Here is a 19,487-nt window from a genome sequence, read left to right as displayed (position 1 = left end):
ATGTTGACTGAAAATTATTCGTCCGCAACGCCAGTGGCACGACTGCTTGAAGGATCACGAGTGTACTTGCGTCCCATTAACGTGGAGGACACCGAGCTGTATTATAATACGTTGTTTCATCAGGAAGTGCGGAGGCTGACGGGCACACAGCGAAGCTTTACCAAAGAGCAAATTGCTCGTTATATAGAAGCTAAAGGACAGGATTCCTCAAGCCTGCTGCTGCTCATTGCACTTCAGGAAGATGATCGTGTCATCGGGGATATTGCGCTACAGGATATGGATAGCCTGAATCGCATCGCCAACATCCGTATTGCGATCAATGAGCATGGGGATCAAGGTAAAGGCTACGGCACCGAAGCGCTTGTGCTCATGCTAGGCTATGGATTCGGTATTTGTAACCTGCATCGGATTGAGCTGAATGTATTTGATTTTAATGAACAGGCCATCCGTTGCTATGAAAAAGTAGGCTTTCAACGTGAAGGTGTGCAGCGGGATGCTTTATTTTACAATTATGAATACCATGATTCGATTTTGATGAGTATGCTGCAGCATGAATACTGTGCCCGGTATGTGGAAAAAACAAAAAGTTGACTCAATGACGTTTACAGGGGTTTAAAGAAGAGATATAATTAAATGATAAAGTTACTTGTTTGCGCAAGGATGACCGACAACATCAAATGAATATATGAATTATCGGAGGAGCCTGTCACCAAGGCTCCTTTATGTCTTTTTAGGGGAACCTGTGCTGTATGTAGGGTTTCCCTTTTTATTTTGCGAGTTGTGGTCTGTTGAAGGTCAGACACATATTTTGGACGATTGTTCTGCATTTTATGATTATCCGTTTTCTTCAATTGTAGATGATGCGCAAATGAGTTCAAGGATTAAATAAAAGGAGGTTATTAACCTATGCAATTTATATTGTATCTTCTTTTGATTCTATTGTTTACAAAAGTAGCCGGCCATTTATCGGTTAAGCTCGGTCAACCTGCGGTATTGGGGAAGCTGATCGCTGGTATCGTGCTGGGCCCGGCAGTTTTGGGATGGGTACAAAATGATTCGCTGATTCATGATATGTCTGAAATCGGCGTGTTGCTGTTGATGTTCATTGCCGGGCTGGAGACGGATCTGGATCAGCTTCGGCGCAACTGGAAACCTGCGGTAGCAGTGGCGGTCGGGGGTATTATTTTGCCGTTACTCTGTGGTTTTGGAGTTGGTGAAGCCTTTGGATTTTCCGTGCATGAAGGATGGTTTTTGGGGATTGTCTTGAGTGCTACTTCCGTAAGCATTACAGTGCAAGTGCTCAAGGATATGAACAAGCTGAATACCCGAGAAGGCTCGACCATTTTGGGTGCGGCAGTGCTGGATGATGTGCTTGTCGTGGTGCTGCTTGCGGTCATGATGAGTATATTCGGTATGGGCGGAGAAACTTCGCTGGGACTTCTTGTTGGCAAAAAGCTAGTTTTCTTCGTAGTAGCTATTTTGGGTGGCTGGTTCGTTGTTCCATGGATTATGAAAATACTTGCCCCCCTCAAAGTGACCGAAGCTGTGATTACTGCTGCGTTGGTCATTTGCTTCGGTTTTGCGTATTTTGCAGATTTGATGGGTATGGCGGGCATTATCGGAGCTTTTGCTGCCGGGATTGCCATTTCGCAAACAAGCTTTAAGGCTGTCGTAGAAGAAAAGGTGGAGCCCATCGCTTATTCCATCTTTGTGCCAGTATTTTTTGTCAGCATTGGCTTAAATGTATCTTTTGAGGGAGTGGGGCAGCAGCTTGGGTTTGTTGTTGTTTTGACCCTGATAGCACTGGTGACGAAGTTGGTCGGAGGAGGCATCGGCGCGCGGCTGACAGGTTTTAATACCCGTTCCTCGCTTGCGATTGGTTCTGGCATGATATCTCGCGGAGAAGTTGCGCTTATTATCGCAGCCACCGGGCTGCAAACAGGCCTGCTGGCACAACAGTATTTTACATCAGTCATCATTGCCGTTATTTTGACGACTTTGGCTGCACCTCCAATTCTTAAGCTAAGTTTTAGTGACAGGAAGACTGTAAGCCGAGTTAAACAGTAGAAGATTGGACGAACCAGACATACAGTAAGACCCTTCTGATTCATTTTCCAAGCAGGATGGAAAGTGATCGAAGGGTCTTTTTATGTTGGAATGTTCGGTTCGGTCGTAGAATTAGGACTCGGATACGACGGTGAAACGTTGATTCAAATGTTGTGGTTTTTCAATTTCGTCTACTACGGCAACTGCATAATCTTCATAGCTGACATAGCTTGCACCTTTGGAATTAACCAGTAGTGTGTCTTTGCCCACTTGGTAAGAGCCTGTACGTTGGCCGAGAGCAAATTCCGCGGAAGGACTAATAAACGTCCAGTTCAGGTCGCTGGTACCGCGTAGAATGTCCAGGTTCTTTCCTTGGTTATGAGCTGTTGGATATACAAAATCAGGGAAGTCGGGAGTATCCTTGACCAAGAGTGTCTGGGATTCATCCGTAAACAAGCTGCCTGCACCACCTACGACAATCAGGCGAGTACCGGATACATTGCGGAGAGCCTCAATTAGCACGTTACCTGCATCTACATGCAGATGCTCTTGTCCGAACGGAGCGGCAAAAGCATTAACAACGGCGTCAAAACCTTTCAGATCATCTGTTTTCAGGTCAAAAACGTCTTTTTGTACTACAGCTGCACGATTATCCGTTACTTTAGCTGGGTCACGGACGATGGCGGTTACTTCATGCCCTCTGTCTAATGCTTCTTTTACGATATTACTTCCTGCTTTACCGCCTGCACCAATAACTGCAATTTTCATAATAGAATAGCCTCCTAAAAAATAATTTGGATGATTTATTGGCTTAATTCATGCGTTGTATGATGTTCATACTTGAACTTTAATATGTAACCATTATAGTTACAACATAAAATAAAAGTCAAGCTCTTCTTTGGGCAAAATAGAGTCCTCCGATTGGAAAGAGAGGAACTCGTTTAAATATAAGGTGATACTGAATGAATAAATGTAAACCATATTGAATACATGTAGACCGCAAATAAGAAAGGAAGAGTGAAACGATATGAGTAAAAAAGTACAGCTGGAGCCCGCAGCGCAAAAATTCGCAGACGATAATGCCAAGCCTCCGTTTCTGTATGATTTGGGTCCTGAAAAAGGACGTGAAACGGTCAATGAGGTTCAATCCGGTCCAGCAGATAAACCTGCCGCAGATCTGGAGGATCTGTCGATTCCAGGTGGCCCTGGCGGTGAGGTGAAGGTCAGAATTGTTCGTCCACAACAGGTGTCAGGTGATCTCCCGGTCATTGTATATATCCACGGAGCAGGCTGGGTATTCGGTAATGCTCATACGCATGACCGTCTGATTCGTGAATTGGCAGTAGGCTCACAGGCAGCTGTTGTATTCCCTGAATACAGCTTGTCACCTGAAGCTAAATATCCGACGGCGATTGAGGAAATTTACGCGGTCGTTCAATGGGTGGCACAGCATGGGCGCGAGCATGGGCTGAAGCCCGATACGCTGACGATTGCTGGAGATAGTGTCGGTGGTAACATGACTGCAGCTGTAACTCTGCTGGCCAAAGAACGCAGTGGCCCTGCCATTCGGCAACAGTTGCTGTTCTATCCGGTGACGGACGCTTCTTTTGATACGGAATCGTACCATGAGTTCGCCACAGGGTATTTCCTGAGCCGTGAAGGGATGCAATGGTTCTGGGATCAATATACGACAGATCCTAACGAACGAGCGCAGATCACGGCGTCCCCGTTACGTGCCACCACGGATCAGCTCAAAGGGCTACCGCGTGCGCTGGTTATTACAGGCGAGGCCGATGTGTTGCGTGATGAAGGGGAGGCCTATGCGAACAAGCTGCGTGAAGCTGGGGTAGATGTAACCGCTGTACGCTTTCAGGGCATCATACACGATTTTGTGATGCTGAACCCATTGTCGGAAACCGCGGCCAAGCGCGGTGCGATCACGCTTGCTACCTCGTGGCTGCGCCAAGGGTTTGGGGGCTAATTGTATAGACGAGTGAAGGAATACACAGTTAGTATGTAAGGAAGCGCCTCCCAGCTCATGGCGGGAGGTGCTTCTTTTGGTTCTGTTTATATAATTCTATTTGCGTTTACCATATAGCGGTTTTCTATTCTTGCCTAACTTACCTAATTTTCCAGGTGATTTTATAAAGCTGAACTTCCCTAATCTAAAATTGGTTTTTCTTTTTTTCGCCACTAGAGTACGTCTTGACTTAGATGCACTTTGGGTACTATCTACAAGGTTTAGAGTGTAGTTTTCAAAATTGCCAACATTGATCTCCTCGAACCCCACGCTTCTACAGCCCTGGCCCTGGCAACTTGCTATCCAGCATCTTGTGAAAGCCTCTCTAGGAACATCTGTGTAGAAATCACCACCCCACGAATTACCAAAACTGTCATGTCCGTAGACATAAAACGTTTGGTTTGCGGCTGATCCAGCTACAAGAAATGCGCGTCTACCGGGTTCTATACGGTACCACCCTCTCTTAGCATAGGTGATAGGACTACAACCAGAATCATAGTATCCAACGGCAACTGAAATAGGGTTAGACGTACTGTTACGAACATAAAAACCCATTCTATTCACTCCATTCTTTGAAAGATTAATATCAATCTATGCGAATTCTCTGAAAAAGTAATAGACATACGGACAACCAAAAAGTACAAAAAAAGAACATGAGATGATCCATGGATGTGGTTTGTAAATAAAGGAATATATGGAGTGTAAAGGGATATTCTTATGGAACCGCTTCACGTTCGTCGACCAGAGTGATAATATAAAATTTGAACGAATTTGACCGCCATTCGGCCTAAGGAGGATATCCATGCCATTTCAGGGACAACGCATTTTACCTGCAGCTAAGCACATGAAGCAGTTGGAGGATATTTTGGACAGCTCTTATGAGTATGCTGTTTTTCTGGATACGCATGTAGCGCAGCTGCGCAACTTGTACCAGATGGCAAGGAGCCGCAACAAGCAGATGCTTCTGCATGCCGACCTGGTGCAGGGTTTGAAGAATGACGAGTATGCCGCTGAGTATTTGTGTCAGGAGATTAAGCCATTTGGGATTATCTCGACCCGTTCCGGGGTGATTGCAACCGCCAAAAAAAAGGGAATTTTTGCTGTACAGCGAGTGTTCCTGCTGGATACGATTGCGCTGGAAAAAAGCTACGCACTGGTGGAAAAAACGCGCCCCGATTATATTGAGGTGCTGCCTGGTGTTGTGCCACCGATGATTGCGGAGGTCAGTGAACGTACAGGGATTCCCATTTTGGCTGGCGGACTTATTCGTACCCCTGAGGATGTGGAGGCGGCGTTGGCAGCGGGAGCTACAGCAGTTACCACCTCCAATAAACAACTGTTTGAGCACTATAAGCGATAGCTTCTATTTGAATCAAGTAGGCAACATACATAAAGCAAGGAGACTGAAAAATGATGGAACAGTACATTCTTGCCTTGGATCAGGGCACAACTAGTTCGCGGGCCATCTTGTTTGATCGGCAGGGGAAAGTGGTGTACAAGGCACAACGGGAGTTTCCGCAGTATTTTCCCCAGCCGGGATGGGTAGAGCACAACGCGAATGAAATATGGAGCTCTATTTTGGCCGTCATCGCCTCTTGTCTGTCGGAATCAGGTGTGAAAGCCGGTCAAATTGCTGGAATTGGCATTACCAATCAACGGGAAACTGTGGTGGTGTGGGATAAACATACAGGCCTGCCGGTATATCATGCGCTGGTATGGCAGTCACGGCAAACGGCCGGGATTTGCGAGGACTTGAAAGGCCGTGGACTTGATCAAACTTTTCATAGCAAAACAGGGCTGCTCATTGATCCCTACTTTTCGGGTACCAAAGTCAAATGGATACTCGACAACGTTGAAGGAGCGCGAGCCCAGGCGGAACGCGGAGAGCTGTTGTTCGGTACAATCGATACCTGGCTGATCTGGAGACTGTCTGGCGGTAAAGCGCATGTAACGGACTATTCCAACGCTGCTCGTACGCTAATGTACAACATTTATGAGCTGAAATGGGATGAGGAGCTGCTGGATATTCTCGGCGTTCCTGCGTCTATGCTGCCGGAGGTGAGGTCATCCTCCGAAATATATGCGAATACGGTGGATTATCATTTTTTTGGACAGGAAATTCCCATTGCCGGAGCGGCGGGCGATCAGCAAGCAGCTTTGTTCGGTCAGGGCTGCTTTGACAAAGGCATGATTAAAAATACATACGGTACGGGCTGCTTTATGCTGATGAATACCGGAGATGAACCCTGTGAATCAAAGCATGGACTGATTACGACCATTGCATGGGGGTTGAACGGTCAGGTGAAGTATGCGTTGGAGGGCAGCATTTTTGTAGCCGGGTCTGCTATTCAGTGGCTGCGTGACGGGCTGCGTATGTTCCGCGAGGCCAAAGACAGTGAAGCGTATGCGGCGCGGGTGACCTCAACGGAGGGTGTATATTTTGTCCCAGCCTTTGTGGGTCTTGGCAGCCCGTATTGGGACAGTGATGTGCGCGGCGCGACCTTTGGCTTAACACGGGGAACATCCAAGGAGCATTTTATACGAGCGGTACTGGAATCGCTGGCCTACCAGACCAAAGATGTTCTAACCGCCATGGCGAGCGACTCGGGTGTACCTGTGCGCTCATTGCGTGTAGATGGGGGCGCAGTGATGAACGAGTTCCTGATGCAGTTCCAGAGCGATATTCTCGATCTGCCTGTGGAACGACCTGCTGTGAACGAGACAACGGCACTGGGGGCGGCGTATTTGGCAGGGCTGGCAGTCGGCTTCTGGGACAGTTTGGATGAAGTCCGGGGATATGCTCAGAGTGACCGAACCTTCACTCCGACCATGAGTGAAGAAGTGCGGGCTGAACGATATGGCGGCTGGAAAAAGGCGGTCCATGCCGCGATGGCGTTCAAGTAAAGGTGGTTTTACGACAGTAGGCAGTCAGCTGACAACAGGCAGATTCCCCTTTTCATCGTGTACTGTGTATGCTACGATATAGATAAGTTAATACTCGTCAGGAGACTTGGAGAGACCATGAACCGCTCGGCATCCGCCGCAGCGATGTTCGTGGTCTTTTTTTGTATCTTTTGGTGATTCGGTGTCAGATGGCAAAGCAGACATGTACGAAATTGGAGGGATAGATGATGGGAGAACAGGGATTTGCTGCACAGGAGAGAACGGCTGTTTTGGAACGTATGGGGCGTGAGCATTTTGATATTTTAATTATTGGTGGCGGCATTACAGGGGCGGGAATTGCGCTGGACGCTGCGGATCGTGGTTTGAAGACGGCTCTGGTGGAAATGCAGGATTTTGCAGCAGGCACATCCAGTCGTTCTACCAAGCTGGTGCATGGCGGTCTTCGTTATTTGAAGCAATTTGAGGTTAAGATGGTAGCCGAGGTCGGGAAGGAACGAGCTATCGTATTTGAAAATGGCCCTCATGTGACCATTCCGGAGCGTATGCTGCTTCCTTTTCACCAGGGTGGCACATTTAATGCGTTCACCACCTCGATTGGTCTGCTGGTGTATGACTTCCTCGCTGGCGTGAAGCGTAGTGAGCGCCGCCGCATGCTGGACATCCAGGCTACGCTGGAGCGCGAGCCTTTGCTGAAGAGAGAAGGACTGAAGGGAAGCGGGAGTTATGTGGAGTACCGCACAGACGATGCTCGCCTGACGATTGAGGTGATGAAGGAAGCCGTTACACGAGGGGCGCTGGCCGTGAACTATGCCAAGGCTGACAAGCTGCTGTATGACAGCGGACGAATAAGCGGCGCCAGTGTAACCGATCGGGTAACGGGAAAGCCATACGAGATCAGGGCTTCGCTGGTCATTAACGCTGCCGGGCCATGGGTAGATACGTTGCGGGAAATGGATCGCTCCAAAGAGGGAAAGGTGCTTCGCCTGACGAAGGGTATCCACCTGGTATTCGATGCTGAGCGCTTCCCGCTTCAACAGGCAGTGTACTTCGATACACCGGATGGACGCATGGTATTCGCGATCCCGCGTGATGGCAAAACCTATGCAGGTACGACCGATACGGTATATGAGGGGGATACGTCGCATCCCCGGATGACCGCCGAAGACCGGGCGTATGTGCTTCAAGCGATCAACGGGATGTTCCCGGATGTGAAGCTGACGGTTGCAGATGTGGAATCCAGTTGGGCAGGAGTACGCCCGCTCATTTATGAAGACGGTAAAAGCCCTTCGGAAATTTCACGTAAGGACGAAATTTGGGAATCCCGTTCAGGTCTGATCACGATTGCAGGCGGCAAGCTGACAGGCTACCGGAAAATGTCCGAACTCGTCGTGGATCGCGCGGTACGGGAGCTGGGCCGCTTGCATGGGCAAAGCTTTCGGGCATGCCGCACAAGGCATATCCCGATTTCGGGCGGCAATGTAGGCGGCTCGGCGGGCTGGGACGCTTTCGTGAGCAAGCAAGCCGCAGCGGGTGCCGCGCTCGGTCTGTCGCCAGAAACCGCCAGAGCATGGGCTGCTCGCTATGGCTCAAATGTGGAGCGACTGTTCGCCATAGCGACACGGAGCATGAAGAACGCCACCGAGACGGAAGCGGCGTTGCCTATAGAAGTGCGTGTTCCGCTATTGTACGCGATGGAACAGGAAATGACGGTGACACCGTCTGATTTTTTCATACGTCGCACTGGAGCACTGTTCTTTCAGATTGACGAGGTGAAGCGCTGGAAGCAGGCTGTCATTGCATGGATGTCCGAGTACGCAGGCTGGAGCGCCGAGCAAGAACGCCAATATACGACTGAGCTGGATGCTTATCTGTATGAAGCTGTGACACCTGTAGAGGTAGAGGCGGAAGCCAGCGCTGTTAAAGCTATCTGATACAGCGTGAGGGATGCGTATCCTTTACCGCTCCGCTTCTCTACAATCGTTTCGTTTCTCACCACTACTTTAAGCGAAAAAGGGTCTTACAAAACAAAAGCAGCGATTCTCTATTCATAAGAGAATCGCTGCTTCATTGTATACAGATGGCTTACAGCATCAGGTGGAACAGGAATGGGGCAGCCGCCAAGGTAAAGAGAGCGGCGAGCACCATCGAGATGCTGGAAATCGTACCTGTCAACGAACTGAACTCGAACGCTTTGGAAGTACCCGTACCATGAGCACCGGTACCAAGCAATACCCCGCGTGAAACTTCATTTTCAATCCGAAATAGTTTGACAATCATCGGGCCGATAATAAGACCGCTCAATCCGGTCAGAATAACGAATACAGCCGTGACCGTCGGATTACCGCCAATCGTTTGCGATACATTCATCGCAATAGGTGTCGTAATGGAGCGAGGAATCAGGCTGCTCAGCAGCGAGGAGTCCAGGTGCATCCACTTGGCGAGCGCCATGGAGGACAGCACGGCTACGACAGATCCAGATAACACGCTAAGCACGATTTGAGCCGCGTGTTTTTTTAACACAGGGAAATATCGGTACAAAGGGACAGCAAATGCAATCGTAGCTGGCTGTAGCAGCATGGATAGAAAATGAGCGCCTGAATTATAAGAACGGTAGTTCACACCCGTCAGCGTCAAAATCAAAATGATAACCACAGGTGTAATGAGCAATGGGGACAAATACACCTTGGGCAATGCGCGGTACATGCGTTTGGCCATCCAGTAAATAGCAAGTGTTAATATAATACATAGAAGACCGGTCATGATGATTTATGCTCCTTTCGTTTGCCAAGCAGACTGGCGATCATACCTGTGCAGGCCATCACCAGGAAGGTGCCGAGCAGCACGACCAGCATAATGCTCATGCCGTCGTGTTCCAGCATCGGCCAATAATTCATAACGCCAACAGCGGAGGGAATAAAGAATAATAGCAGCTCGGCCAGCAACCAGTTAGCGCCAACCTCGATCCAGCTTAGTCGAACCACGCCCGTTTGCAGCAGAATAAAGAGAATCAGCATACCGATGATACTACCGGGTACAGGCAGGTGGAGCCAGGAGACCACCGCGTTCAGGATGAGCGAAAAGGCCATCAGGACGGCGATCTGAAGGACACCGCGTATGAAGCTTTTCATATATAAAGTCTCCTATCTTCGAGATCCGTTATTTTCAAACTGTAATGAAATTTTACATCACAAGCTTTCATGAGTAAAATGCATATAAAGAATGAAGTCCATTCCGTTTGTCTATGGAAGAAGGTGTAGCTTTGGATATCCGACATTTGCAATATTTTCTGGAAGTCGCGCGGTTGCGCAGCTTTACGAAGGCAGCACAGAGCATGTTTATTACCCAGCCGACGATCAGTAAGACGATTAAAAGCCTGGAAGAAGAATTGGGAGTTACTCTGTTCGATCGGATTGGCAAAAAAATCGAACTGACGGATGCGGGCAAGGTCATTGAGCTTCAGGCCCAAGCGATTGTGAAGTCCTTTCAGAGCCTGTCCTCGGAACTGAGTGATTTGATGAACCTGAAAAAAGGACATATCCGCATTGGTCTGCCTCCTATGGTCGGATCGAGCTTTTTTCCGCGTGTCATTGGAGAATTTCACAAGGCCTTTCCCGATGTGACGATTCAATTGTTCGAGGATGGAGCGAAGAAAGTGGAGCAGGACGTAGAAGCTGGCGCGCTGGACATCGGGGTGATTGTGCTGCCACCGGTTGGCGATATGTTCGAGACATTTCTATTTGTGGAGGAAAAGCTGAATCTGCTCGTTCATCCTACGCATGCATTGGCTGAGTGCAAGGAGGTGCCGCTATCTGCGTTAGCAGAGGAGGCGTTTGTGCTGTTCCGTGAGGATTTTACGCTGCATGACCGTATCATTGCCGAATGTGTTCGTGCCGGCTTTCAGCCGCGTGTAGTCTACGAAAGCTCTCAATGGGATTTGATTAGCGAAATGGTTGCTGCCAACCTGGGAGTAGCGTTATTGCCGGAGGCGATATGCCGGGATTTGGATTCCGAACGTTTGCGTGTTCTTCCGCTGGTGGACCCTGTCATTCCTTGGCATTTGGGGATGATTTGGCGGAACGATCGGTATCTGTCCTTTGCTGCCAGAGAGTGGATATCCTTCACACAGCGATTGTTGCGGACAGAATATGGTGGAAGTCGTCGGTGAGAAGGACGGAAGTGGATTACATCATAAAAAAGCTGCCCTGAGGGGCAGCGAAGTAGCTTGCTTTTATGAGTGTGTTTGGTTGATTGCGCGCTTGGTGTGAAGGTACTTGTCCATAATACGGTCAAGCCTGGAGGATTTGTCCAATACACGTTCATCTCTTAATCCGTGTAAGTCAGCCATGCGATTCAGTTCACGGCGTTCTTTTTCCATGAGTTTTTCCAATTGTTCGAGGTTCACAAAGCCCACCCCCCATGTCGATTGTAAGGCATGTCTCCACTAGCGGCAGAAGTTTTTTTGATAACGATGTTATTTCCATTTTACCACTTTTTATTAACATTAATCCAGCTTTCCTGACATTTAGCGACTAATAATTATGGTTTTGCCAACTTTACCCGATTGCGCCCTGAACGTTTAGCTTCATATAATGCTTCGTCTGCTTTTTCGAGTAAGTGCCTTGATGCAATGACAGGAGAACTGCCTGCTCCGATGGATACGGTTAAAGAGATTATGGTTCCGTCATTCAAGAGAAAACATTCATTTTCCACAGCTTTCCGAATCTTCTCAGCAAAGCTTGCCGCCTTTTCGGTATCACAATCTCCGAGTAAAATTGCAAATTCCTCTCCGCCTTTACGGGAGGGATATGCTCTTGTTGTAGATTCCGGTTTAACAGAATTCCCAGTTGGCTTAAGACGGTGTCTCCGTTCAAATGGCCATACGTATCATTAATTTTTTTAAAGTGGTCAATATCTAGCATCACGAGTCCAAAGGGTTTTTTTGTAGTCTTGGAAGCATGAAGTACCTCTTCGAACAGCGCATCAAAAGCACGCGGACTGTATAACCCGGTTAAATGATCCCGGTTTGCAGCTTCTTCCAGCAGATGAATAGCCCGTTCTGTTTTTTTGATATGGGACATCATAAAATAAGTGAACAAGCCGCCAAGCATCTTAACGGTTGTGATTATTATAATAGTTTCCGAATTCGGAGGATTAGCCACAAAGAAAGTAGATAACAGCGACACAACAACAGCTCCAAGCACGGCTGACATCCATTTGCTGAGTGTTAGTCTTTTTTCTCGAATAAAGATAAGTGAAACGACTAATGTCATGAAGCAATTGACAGTAGCAGTCAAAGAAATATCCGTCCAACCTCCAGTGATGTAAATACGGTACAGGCTTATGATCAGGGTGGTCAGCAGACCAGATACCGATCCCCCCATATAAACAGATATGATAATCGCCAGTTGGCGCAGATCAACCACAAAGTGCCCACGAATCCATAAACCGGTCATCATTAACAGAATGCCAAACAGACCCAGCATTAAACCGTTCATTACCCGATGAATGAGTGCGTGATTTTTCAGGTAACGTTCATATTTCCGGGAAAATAAATTTCCAAAGAATAAGAAGCTCGTTAATAACGCAAAATTGTTAATTAATTCTTTTAACATATCCCTGTCCTTTATGCTGTAATGTGAGTTGTAGTATCGTTGGGAATAAAGTAAAAGGCCTCGTTTCTATATTTCGGTAAAAAGTAGATATGAATGAATACCAATCGACCACAAACGATTCTTATGTCCCTTACGTTTCGTTGATCTACGTGGTACAGTGTAAGGACTATGACCGGAACGGGTGATCGTATGAAGGAACCAATTCACATTTCGGTGCGTCCACTTGTGGAATATGTGCATCGAAGTGGCAGCATTCAGAGCGGCTTTCGTTCGAATAGCAGTATGCAGGAAGGAACTCGCGTGCATCAGGTTATCCAGAAAGGTTACAAGGAGCATGACCGCAAAGAGGTGCATTTACGTACAGAAATTTTGTATGAGGGCGAATTGTTTATCATTGAAGGCCGCTGTGACGGATTGATTGAGCTGGATGGCGTATGGACGGTTGATGAAATTAAATCAATCTCTCAGCCCCTCGAAGATATTCAGGGGGACGGCCAGCCGGTGCACTGGGCACAAGCATTTCTGTATGCCTATATGATTGCTCGTGAGGAACAGCATCATTCCATGCAAGTTCAACTTACTTATGTACAAGCACACAGTGAAAATATTCGCCGCTTCAGACGGATGCTAGCTTTTGCAGAGCTGGAGGCTTTCGCTCAGGAAATGATTGCTGGTTATGCACCGTATGCATTCCTGCTGAGAGCACATGCGGAGAAGAGGGATACCAGTATTGCTATGTTGGAGTTTCCTTTTGACACGTATCGCTCAGGTCAACGAACTCTAGCGGGTTCGGTGTATAAGACGATTGCCGAAGGGGTTAACCTGTTTGCCAAAGCACCCACAGGTATTGGTAAAACGGTATCCACTTTGTATCCTGCGATTAAGGCGATTGGCGAAGGACTGGCTAGGCGAGTATATTATGTAACGGCTCGTACCACCACTCGGGCAGCAGCTGAAGAGGCATATGCCCGAATGCAGGCCCGAGGGCTGCACATGCATGTGGTAACGTTGACGGCGAAGGATAAAATTTGCTTCAAGGATGAAAATGATTGCGATGCAGGAGCATGCAGCATGTGCGAGGGCTATTACGACCGGATTAACGGTGCGGTGTCCGATATTTTGGCGAATGAGACGTTAATGACGCGGGCGGTGATTGAGCATTATGCGCGCAAGCATAAGGTATGTCCCTTTGAATTTTCGCTAGATGTGGCGTATGCCTCGGATGGTATAATCAGTGATTATAATTATGTTTTTGATCCACGGATTTCTCTGAAAAGATTGCTGGAGGAGCACAAGCGAAAAGGTGTTGTGCTGGTGGATGAGGCGCATAATCTGGTGGAACGCGGTCGGGACATGTTTTCGGCGGAAATCCTGAAATCTTCTTTTCTGGAACTGAAGAGAGAATTTAAGTTGCTTAGCCCTGAGATTGCTGCGGCTGCGAGTGCAGTGAACGCACATATGATTACGCTGCGCAAGCTGCATGCAGATACAGGAAAAGCAGTGGAAACATCAGCACCGCAAGGGGTGCTAGAGCTGTTAGTGCCTTTTGTGGAAGCTGCTGAACGTGAACTGGTGACGGGGAGCAGTACAAGCCGCGCAAGCAGTGAGGGGACGGCCTACGCATTGCTTCTGGATACGTATTTTACCGCTCAAAATATGCTGCGAATCGCTGCTCTATACGATGAACGTTACGTTACTTATATTGAAGCGGGGCGCAGTGAGGTGAGGATCAAGCTGTTCTGCCTCGATCCTTCGCATTTGCTGGGACAGGCTGTAAAGAACTACCGCTCAACTATATATTTTTCGGCGACATTGACACCGCTTGCTTATTACCGGGACATGCTTGGAGCAAGCGAGGAAGACTATACGTTACAGGTCCCTTCCCCTTTCCGTCAGGAGCAATGGGATGTACGCCTGCTGCCGCTCTCCATCCGTTATCGGGATCGTGAGCGTTCCAAAGGGGCGATTGCCGATATGCTGGCTGGATTAGTTGCGGAGCGGAAAGAGAACGTCCTTGTGTTTTTCCCGTCTTATCCGTATCTGCGTGAGGTATACGAGGAGTTCATGCTTCGGGACGTGTCTGCAGATACGTTGGTACAAAGTCCAGGTATGACCGAACCGGAGCGTGATCGGTTTCTGGACACCTTCCAGCCTGGGCAAGAGCGTACCCTGCTTGGGTTTGCCGTACTGGGGGGGGTGTTTGCTGAAGGCGTCGATTTACCGGGTGATCGCTTAAACGGGGTAGTGGTCGTCGGCGTCGGCTTGCCGCAAATTGGAGCGGAGCGGGATGTGCTGCGGGATTATTTTTCGGAACAGGGACGAAATGGTTTCAACTATGCGTATGTATATCCAGGGATGAACAAGGTTCTTCAGGCAGGTGGCAGACTTATTCGCACAGAGCATGACGAAGGGCTGCTGGTCCTGGTAGATGATCGTTTTGCCAAGGAGCCATATGCTTCTTTGCTGCCAGACGAATGGAAAAGCTACCGTTTGACGGAACAAGCGGATTTAAGGAAGGAATGGATGGACTATGAATTTTAATTTTCATAATGACTCCATACGCGGGGTGCTGCGTAGCTTTGGACATGAGGATGCCGAAGTAGATAATATAGAGACTTTTGTGACATTTGCGCGCTTGGCTAACGGTATTTTCAGGGAAATGGATACAGATTTGACCAAGTTGGGGGCTTCTCAGGGCCGGATTATTGTTCTTAGTCTGTTGCATTGTCATGCGCCGCATCGCATGACACCATCGGAGTTAGCGGAAAAAGCGGATGTCACGCGTGGAACCATGACGGGGTTGATCGACGGATTAGAGCGAGATGGCATGATTGAACGTGTGGCTCATGAGAGTGACGGACGGATGGTGACTGTCGGCTTAAAAGAGGCAGGACGAGAGCTATTAAGTAAGATAGTCCCTTATTATACGAAGCTGATTCGGTCATGCATGTCTGAGTTTACGCCACAGGATCATAAGATGATGAAGGGTTTGCTTGGAAAAATGAAAAACGGTTTTGAGCGGTCGTTGCCGAAAAGCTGAATCCCTGATGTCGGGGATAAGGAATAGGAGAGGGAAATATGTTCTTTTATACAGATGAGGTCTATGAAGGCCGTGATTTTGGCTCAATGGATGCCAGAGAAGGCGAGTGGAGAAATTGCGAGTTTACCCGTTGTCGCTTTCGGGGTGTAGAGATGAGTGAGTCTCTTGTAGAAGGTTGTACCTTTGTGGACTGTGATTTTACCGGAGCCATCCTGAATGCATCTCACTACAAGGAGTCCGCTTTTACCAATTGTCTATTCACCAGCGCGAATCTGTTTGTAGTCCGGTTTGATAACTGTAAGCTGGTAGGTTCAGACTTTGCAGGGGCAAATATGGATGGGATCACGATTACGGGCGGAGACTGGTCCTATACGAACTTACGTCATGCAGATTTAAGAAAACAGGATTTGCGAAAAATACGCTTCAAGGAAGCTGATTTATCCGAATGCCATCTGGAAAAGGCAGATTTGCGGGAGGCGGATCTTACTCGGGTAAGGCTGCACAAAGCCCACCTTCAAGGAACAGACCTGCGCGGTGCGAAGATGGATGGCGTGAATTTTAAAGATCTGGACATAACTGGAGCCAAGCTGGATATCGAGCAGGCCGTAGCAGTGGCGCGCTCCTACGGAGCCAAGGTAGATGGTTAAAAGCACGGAGATACAGGGGCTGTCTCGACCTGTGTTACCCCGTGCTGGAGAATTGGAGAATACTAAGTCTGAAAAATTATTCTTTATGGGATGCCGGCAGTAGCGGAATCGCTGCTGCCGGATTTTGATTTGGCAACTGATCAACTCCCACGGGATCTAGAGGCTGTTGTGGTACTGTCCAGTTGCGTGCCGTATCTGCGGCAGTTTGCTGCTCCAGCAGGCGTTTGGCCACTTCGTAGCACTCATCAATATGCCGGTTGCCAATGGTCCGCATTGCAGTAAAGCCAATCGCTGCGGCTAGTCCTTGCCCCAGTAGAGGGACAAACTTGCTAACCTGCTTGGTGGCGATGCGAATGCCCATTTTCTGCAAAATCTTCACGATGGCTTCTCGGGTGATGAGTCGTCCGATTAGCTTGCTGCCAATTGAAGTGATAAAGCCATACACCATCGACTTTGTTTCTGCATCCAGACCCTCCAACTGCTGCTCAGATAATCCGAATTTTTCATTAATGGCAGGTAGTAGCTGCATCAAAATGCCGACATCAGCAAGAACGTCAGCCCCTGGAATGGGGACCAATACAGCTCCCCCTGAAGCTGCGGCCCTTTTCGTCACCATGGATTTACACTCTTTGCGGATCTGCTCCAACTCTTCTATTGTTCGGACTGTCATATGCATCTCTCCTTCCTACGCTTCCGATTAGGACCCATGCCTCTACCCTGTTATTACACACATTTCTACCTTTTTTAAGCATGGAGCAGATAAAAAAATCCCTGATGCACGTACTATCACACATTTACTCCTGTGTAGCGATCAGGCATAATGAAGGATGGTTGCCGATAAAAGAACAAGCCTGTTTTACGGGGATAAAGGAAGGAAGAGACAGATGAGTCAGACAAACGTTTATTTTAATCATGATGGTGGAGTGGATGATCTAGTATCCCTGTTTATGCTGCTTCAGATGGAACAGGTTCATTTGACCGGAGTATCGGTTATTCCAGCAGATGGTTACCTGGAGCCGGCGACGGATGCCAGCCGTAAAATTATTGATCGTTTTGGACAAAATAAAGGGCCTGTTGAAGTCGCCAAGTCTAATTCACGCGGTAAAAATCCGTTTCCTGCCGCTTGGCGTTTACATTCCTTCTATGTAGATGCATTACCTGTGCTGAATGAATCGGGGCGAATGGAAGCACCGCTTTCATCCCTGCCAGCTCATCAGCATCTAATTGAAAAGGTACGCGGAGCTGAAGGTAAAACGCTGTTGCTATTCACTGGACCGCTAACCGATCTGGCACGGGCGCTGGATGAAGCACCGGATATTGAGGCCAAGATTGAAAAGCTGGTATGGATGGGCGGCACCTTTGAAAAAGGGAATGTGGAGGAGCCGGAGCATGATGGTACCGCAGAGTGGAATGTGTTCTGGGACCCGGAAGCGGCCTATCGAGTATGGCAAAGCGGCATCACAATTGATCTGGTAGCGCTGGAAAGCACAAGCAAAGTGCCTTTAACTCCAGCCGTACGCAATCGTTGGGCTGCCGAGCGCCGATATGAAGGCGTTGATTTCCTGGGCAATTGTTACGCAGGATGTCCTCCGCTCGTGTATAGCGAGACCAACTCAACATATTACCTGTGGGATGTACTGACCACTGCATCTGTAGGACGCCCGGATATTGTCAAGAAAAAGACGGTGCATTGCAGCGTTATCGCAGAAGGCCCAAGTCAGGGCAGAACGGTGGAACAGGCGGATGGACGCCCTGTGAACCTGGTATATGATACAGACCCGGAAGCTTTCTTTACGTATATGGCGGATTTGGCCAAGCAGGCTGCTCCCAAACGTTACTAAGTCCAACTGTCCACAAACGTGTGGCATACAGTGATCATACTGCCTAGTGCGTATGCATAGCTAAAACCCGTGACGCTATCTGTCACGGGTTTTATTAATTGGCCCAATATGATCGCAAGCCTACCGTTTGTTCAGGCTGACTCCTGGTATATTTTCAGGGTAAACTGGAGCGTAATCTCCGTCCCTCTACCAGGTTCGCTAATCCCTGTCATTTTACCATTCAGTCGTTTCAACAGCTGTTTGGTAATCTGCCAACCCAAGCCGGGATTGTCATATGAGGGAGAGTACCCATGGTCATGCTCAAGCCACAATTTCAGCTTATTCGGAGATATACCAATTCCGGTATCCTTCACCCGTACTTCCAATTCAACCTCAGGCGCATCGGTCACAGATTGAGTGGTTGCAGATAAGATGACTGATCCTGTGCTTGTAAACTTCACTGCATTATCCACCAAATTAATCAGCATACGCCGAATTTTAGCCTCATCCCCGATAAAAATAGGCGAACTGGCAAGATTCCAATCCAGCTTCAATTCTAAATTCCGTTGCACAGCTACTTCTGTGTACAAGCTCAACACATTTTCCATCATCGTTCTCAGGTCAAACGGGTCCTCAAGATCATCAATCTGTCTGGATTCAATATTGCTATAATCCAAAATATTATTCAGCAGCATCAAAAGTGAGCGACTGCTCGACTCCATGATACTCATATATTGCTGTTGTTCTTCTGTTAACTCCGTGGTCAGCATGAGATCCGTGGCTCCCCAAATTTCAGTGAGCGAAAACCGAATTTTATTACTCAGGGAAGAAATCAAATCCAGCTTGTTCATAGAAGAGACTTCAGCATCGAACTTGTCTTTTTCCAGTTCTACCACATAACCCAGAAATACAGCCATAGCCTGAAGAGCCTTTATTTCCGTTTCTGTCAAATGGGCAGATGGCGCATCCAAAACACAAATGGTTCCGTAAGCCTGACCATCTTTCATGCGAATAGGAATTCCTGTAAATGAGTGGTTCCCAATGGTTTTAGTCACATCTAAACCACATGTATGCGGGTGAGTAGACGTTTCCGAAATGGTGAGATAATCGGCGGAATGGTTCAGCACTAGACTGCAATAGCTAAGCTCAAAAGGAAGCTCCTCACCATTGCGAACCAGTACCTCTTCCCGGTTAAATGAATCTAAAATCACATTGGTAACCCCATCATTAGCGGCAATAAAAATGGTATTTACATGTAAAATATCACTCAGCACATCAATGACGTGTGCGGTAGCTTCTTGAATACTATTATAAAAACCTGTAGGTGAAGTAGTCATGTGTCTCCAATCCTGATGCAAAGTGGTGGTTATCAAAACTCTAGTAGTTTGTGTACCCCAT

18 protein-coding genes and 1 pseudogene are annotated in these 19,487 nt (G+C 48.0%); 11 read left to right on the top strand and 8 right to left on the bottom strand.

Annotation, left to right across the window (positions count from 1 at the left end; all coding sequences use genetic code 11):
* Window positions 1–591: a GNAT family N-acetyltransferase gene (locus tag MKX36_RS23765; protein ID WP_340865879.1), complete on the top strand. Its 591-nt coding sequence runs from the start codon at window positions 1–3 to the stop codon at window positions 589–591.
* Window positions 592–906: 315 nt separating this feature from the next.
* Window positions 907–2,067, top strand: coding sequence for a cation:proton antiporter (locus MKX36_RS23760; RefSeq protein WP_019688912.1), 1,161 nt, complete (start codon window positions 907–909; stop codon window positions 2,065–2,067).
* A 111-nt stretch (window positions 2,068–2,178) separates the two neighbouring features.
* On the opposite strand, the gene MKX36_RS23755 is transcribed toward MKX36_RS23760, so the two are convergent.
* Window positions 2,179–2,814 carry an NAD(P)-dependent oxidoreductase gene (locus tag MKX36_RS23755; RefSeq protein WP_016822726.1) on the bottom strand — a complete coding sequence of 212 codons (636 nt, stop codon included), beginning with the start codon at window positions 2,812–2,814 and terminating at the stop codon, window positions 2,179–2,181.
* A gap of 259 nt (window positions 2,815–3,073) precedes the next feature.
* On the opposite strand from MKX36_RS23755, the gene MKX36_RS23750 reads away from it, so the two are divergent.
* The gene (locus MKX36_RS23750; protein ID WP_167440880.1) at window positions 3,074–4,027 is read left to right on the top strand and encodes an alpha/beta hydrolase; all 954 of its coding nucleotides are present in this window, start codon (window positions 3,074–3,076) and stop codon (window positions 4,025–4,027) included.
* A 96-nt stretch (window positions 4,028–4,123) separates the two neighbouring features.
* Here the strand turns inward: MKX36_RS23750 and MKX36_RS23745 are convergent, their stop codons facing one another.
* Window positions 4,124–4,621 carry a DUF1036 domain-containing protein gene (locus MKX36_RS23745; RefSeq protein WP_340865877.1) on the bottom strand — a complete coding sequence of 166 codons (498 nt, stop codon included), beginning with the start codon at window positions 4,619–4,621 and terminating at the stop codon, window positions 4,124–4,126.
* 247 nt (window positions 4,622–4,868) lie between these two features.
* On the opposite strand from MKX36_RS23745, the gene MKX36_RS23740 reads away from it, so the two are divergent.
* The 3 genes from MKX36_RS23740 (at window position 4,869) to MKX36_RS23730 (ending at window position 8,901) form a co-directional block, all read left to right on the top strand.
* Window positions 4,869–5,426 (top strand): glycerol-3-phosphate responsive antiterminator, encoded by a 558-nt coding sequence (locus MKX36_RS23740; protein ID WP_016822729.1) that lies wholly within the window; start codon window positions 4,869–4,871, stop codon window positions 5,424–5,426.
* A 53-nt stretch (window positions 5,427–5,479) separates the two neighbouring features.
* Window positions 5,480–6,970 carry a glycerol kinase GlpK gene (glpK, locus tag MKX36_RS23735; RefSeq protein WP_029514464.1) on the top strand — a complete coding sequence of 497 codons (1,491 nt, stop codon included), beginning with the start codon at window positions 5,480–5,482 and terminating at the stop codon, window positions 6,968–6,970.
* 227 nt (window positions 6,971–7,197) lie between these two features.
* Window positions 7,198–8,901, top strand: coding sequence for a glycerol-3-phosphate dehydrogenase/oxidase (locus MKX36_RS23730; RefSeq protein ID WP_340866140.1), 1,704 nt, complete (start codon window positions 7,198–7,200; stop codon window positions 8,899–8,901).
* A gap of 151 nt (window positions 8,902–9,052) precedes the next feature.
* Here the strand turns inward: MKX36_RS23730 and MKX36_RS23725 are convergent, their stop codons facing one another.
* The gene (locus tag MKX36_RS23725) at window positions 9,053–9,730 is read right to left on the bottom strand and encodes a CidB/LrgB family autolysis modulator (RefSeq protein ID WP_340865876.1); all 678 of its coding nucleotides are present in this window, start codon (window positions 9,728–9,730) and stop codon (window positions 9,053–9,055) included.
* Complete coding sequence (locus MKX36_RS23720) at window positions 9,727–10,098, bottom strand: CidA/LrgA family protein (RefSeq protein ID WP_016822733.1); 372 nt, start codon at window positions 10,096–10,098, stop codon at window positions 9,727–9,729. The genes MKX36_RS23725 and MKX36_RS23720 overlap by 4 nt, the downstream gene beginning before the upstream one ends.
* Window positions 10,099–10,229: 131 nt before the next feature.
* Here MKX36_RS23720 and cidR point away from each other — a divergent pair, with 131 nt between their 5' ends.
* The gene (gene cidR / locus MKX36_RS23715; protein ID WP_025366094.1) at window positions 10,230–11,135 is read left to right on the top strand and encodes a cidABC operon transcriptional activator CidR; all 906 of its coding nucleotides are present in this window, start codon (window positions 10,230–10,232) and stop codon (window positions 11,133–11,135) included.
* Between the two features lie 63 nt (window positions 11,136–11,198).
* On the opposite strand, the gene MKX36_RS23710 is transcribed toward cidR, so the two are convergent.
* Both MKX36_RS23710 and MKX36_RS23705 read right to left on the bottom strand, forming a co-directional pair.
* Complete coding sequence (locus tag MKX36_RS23710; protein ID WP_013373596.1) at window positions 11,199–11,372, bottom strand: aspartyl-phosphate phosphatase Spo0E family protein; 174 nt, start codon at window positions 11,370–11,372, stop codon at window positions 11,199–11,201.
* A gap of 134 nt (window positions 11,373–11,506) precedes the next feature.
* Window positions 11,507–12,453: pseudogene (locus MKX36_RS23705) on the bottom strand (GGDEF domain-containing protein).
* Between the two features lie 297 nt (window positions 12,454–12,750).
* Here MKX36_RS23705 and MKX36_RS23700 point away from each other — a divergent pair.
* The 3 genes from MKX36_RS23700 to MKX36_RS23690 are packed head-to-tail and all read left to right on the top strand — an operon-like array spanning window position 12,751 to window position 16,269.
* A complete protein-coding gene (locus MKX36_RS23700) occupies window positions 12,751–15,123 on the top strand; it encodes an ATP-dependent DNA helicase (protein ID WP_123797768.1) in 2,373 nt (790 codons plus the stop codon).
* Window positions 15,113–15,622: a MarR family winged helix-turn-helix transcriptional regulator gene (locus tag MKX36_RS23695; protein WP_016822737.1), complete on the top strand. Its 510-nt coding sequence runs from the start codon at window positions 15,113–15,115 to the stop codon at window positions 15,620–15,622. Before MKX36_RS23700 ends, MKX36_RS23695 begins: the two co-directional genes overlap by 11 nt.
* Before the next feature lie 38 nt (window positions 15,623–15,660).
* Window positions 15,661–16,269, top strand: a complete 609-nt coding sequence (locus MKX36_RS23690) for a pentapeptide repeat-containing protein (RefSeq protein ID WP_123797767.1) — start codon at window positions 15,661–15,663, stop codon at window positions 16,267–16,269.
* 76 nt (window positions 16,270–16,345) lie between these two features.
* On the opposite strand, the gene MKX36_RS23685 is transcribed toward MKX36_RS23690, so the two are convergent.
* Window positions 16,346–16,939, bottom strand: coding sequence for a hypothetical protein (locus MKX36_RS23685; protein ID WP_017428635.1), 594 nt, complete (start codon window positions 16,937–16,939; stop codon window positions 16,346–16,348).
* 214 nt (window positions 16,940–17,153) lie between these two features.
* Here MKX36_RS23685 and MKX36_RS23680 point away from each other — a divergent pair, with 214 nt between their 5' ends.
* Window positions 17,154–18,110 (top strand): nucleoside hydrolase, encoded by a 957-nt coding sequence (locus tag MKX36_RS23680; protein ID WP_013373589.1) that lies wholly within the window; start codon window positions 17,154–17,156, stop codon window positions 18,108–18,110.
* Between the two features lie 131 nt (window positions 18,111–18,241).
* On the opposite strand, the gene MKX36_RS23675 is transcribed toward MKX36_RS23680, so the two are convergent.
* Window positions 18,242–19,426: a GAF domain-containing sensor histidine kinase gene (locus tag MKX36_RS23675; RefSeq protein WP_117288796.1), complete on the bottom strand. Its 1,185-nt coding sequence runs from the start codon at window positions 19,424–19,426 to the stop codon at window positions 18,242–18,244.
* Window positions 19,427–19,487 lie beyond the last annotated feature (61 nt).

The sequence above is a fragment of the Paenibacillus sp. FSL W8-0439 genome, assembly GCF_038008995.1.
GTDB lineage: Bacteria > Bacillota > Bacilli > Paenibacillales > Paenibacillaceae > Paenibacillus > Paenibacillus polymyxa.
Note: the sequence above shows the minus strand (reverse complement) of the source record. Positions and strands in the feature narration are given on the sequence as shown.

What these genes read in the sequence shown, in the direction of transcription:
- MKX36_RS23760 (WP_019688912.1), top strand. Translation starts at nt 907, where the DNA reads ATGCAATTTATATTGTATCTTCTTTTGATTCTATTGTTTACAAAAGTA.
- MKX36_RS23755 (WP_016822726.1), bottom strand. Translation starts at nt 2,814, where the DNA reads ATGAAAATTGCAGTTATTGGTGCAGGCGGTAAAGCAGGAAGTAATATC.
- MKX36_RS23750 (WP_167440880.1), top strand. Translation starts at nt 3,074, where the DNA reads ATGAGTAAAAAAGTACAGCTGGAGCCCGCAGCGCAAAAATTCGCAGAC.
- MKX36_RS23680 (WP_013373589.1), top strand. Translation starts at nt 17,154, where the DNA reads ATGAGTCAGACAAACGTTTATTTTAATCATGATGGTGGAGTGGATGAT.
- MKX36_RS23730 (WP_340866140.1), top strand. Translation starts at nt 7,198, where the DNA reads ATGGGAGAACAGGGATTTGCTGCACAGGAGAGAACGGCTGTTTTGGAA.
- MKX36_RS23690 (WP_123797767.1), top strand. Translation starts at nt 15,661, where the DNA reads ATGTTCTTTTATACAGATGAGGTCTATGAAGGCCGTGATTTTGGCTCA.
- MKX36_RS23695 (WP_016822737.1), top strand. Translation starts at nt 15,113, where the DNA reads ATGAATTTTAATTTTCATAATGACTCCATACGCGGGGTGCTGCGTAGC.
- MKX36_RS23700 (WP_123797768.1), top strand. Translation starts at nt 12,751, where the DNA reads ATGACCGGAACGGGTGATCGTATGAAGGAACCAATTCACATTTCGGTG.
- MKX36_RS23685 (WP_017428635.1), bottom strand. Translation starts at nt 16,939, where the DNA reads ATGACAGTCCGAACAATAGAAGAGTTGGAGCAGATCCGCAAAGAGTGT.
- MKX36_RS23725 (WP_340865876.1), bottom strand. Translation starts at nt 9,730, where the DNA reads ATGACCGGTCTTCTATGTATTATATTAACACTTGCTATTTACTGGATG.
- MKX36_RS23675 (WP_117288796.1), bottom strand. Translation starts at nt 19,426, where the DNA reads ATGACTACTTCACCTACAGGTTTTTATAATAGTATTCAAGAAGCTACC.
- MKX36_RS23745 (WP_340865877.1), bottom strand. Translation starts at nt 4,621, where the DNA reads ATGGGTTTTTATGTTCGTAACAGTACGTCTAACCCTATTTCAGTTGCC.
- MKX36_RS23765 (WP_340865879.1), top strand. Translation starts at nt 1, where the DNA reads ATGTTGACTGAAAATTATTCGTCCGCAACGCCAGTGGCACGACTGCTT.
- glpK (WP_029514464.1), top strand. Translation starts at nt 5,480, where the DNA reads ATGGAACAGTACATTCTTGCCTTGGATCAGGGCACAACTAGTTCGCGG.
- MKX36_RS23740 (WP_016822729.1), top strand. Translation starts at nt 4,869, where the DNA reads ATGCCATTTCAGGGACAACGCATTTTACCTGCAGCTAAGCACATGAAG.
- MKX36_RS23720 (WP_016822733.1), bottom strand. Translation starts at nt 10,098, where the DNA reads ATGAAAAGCTTCATACGCGGTGTCCTTCAGATCGCCGTCCTGATGGCC.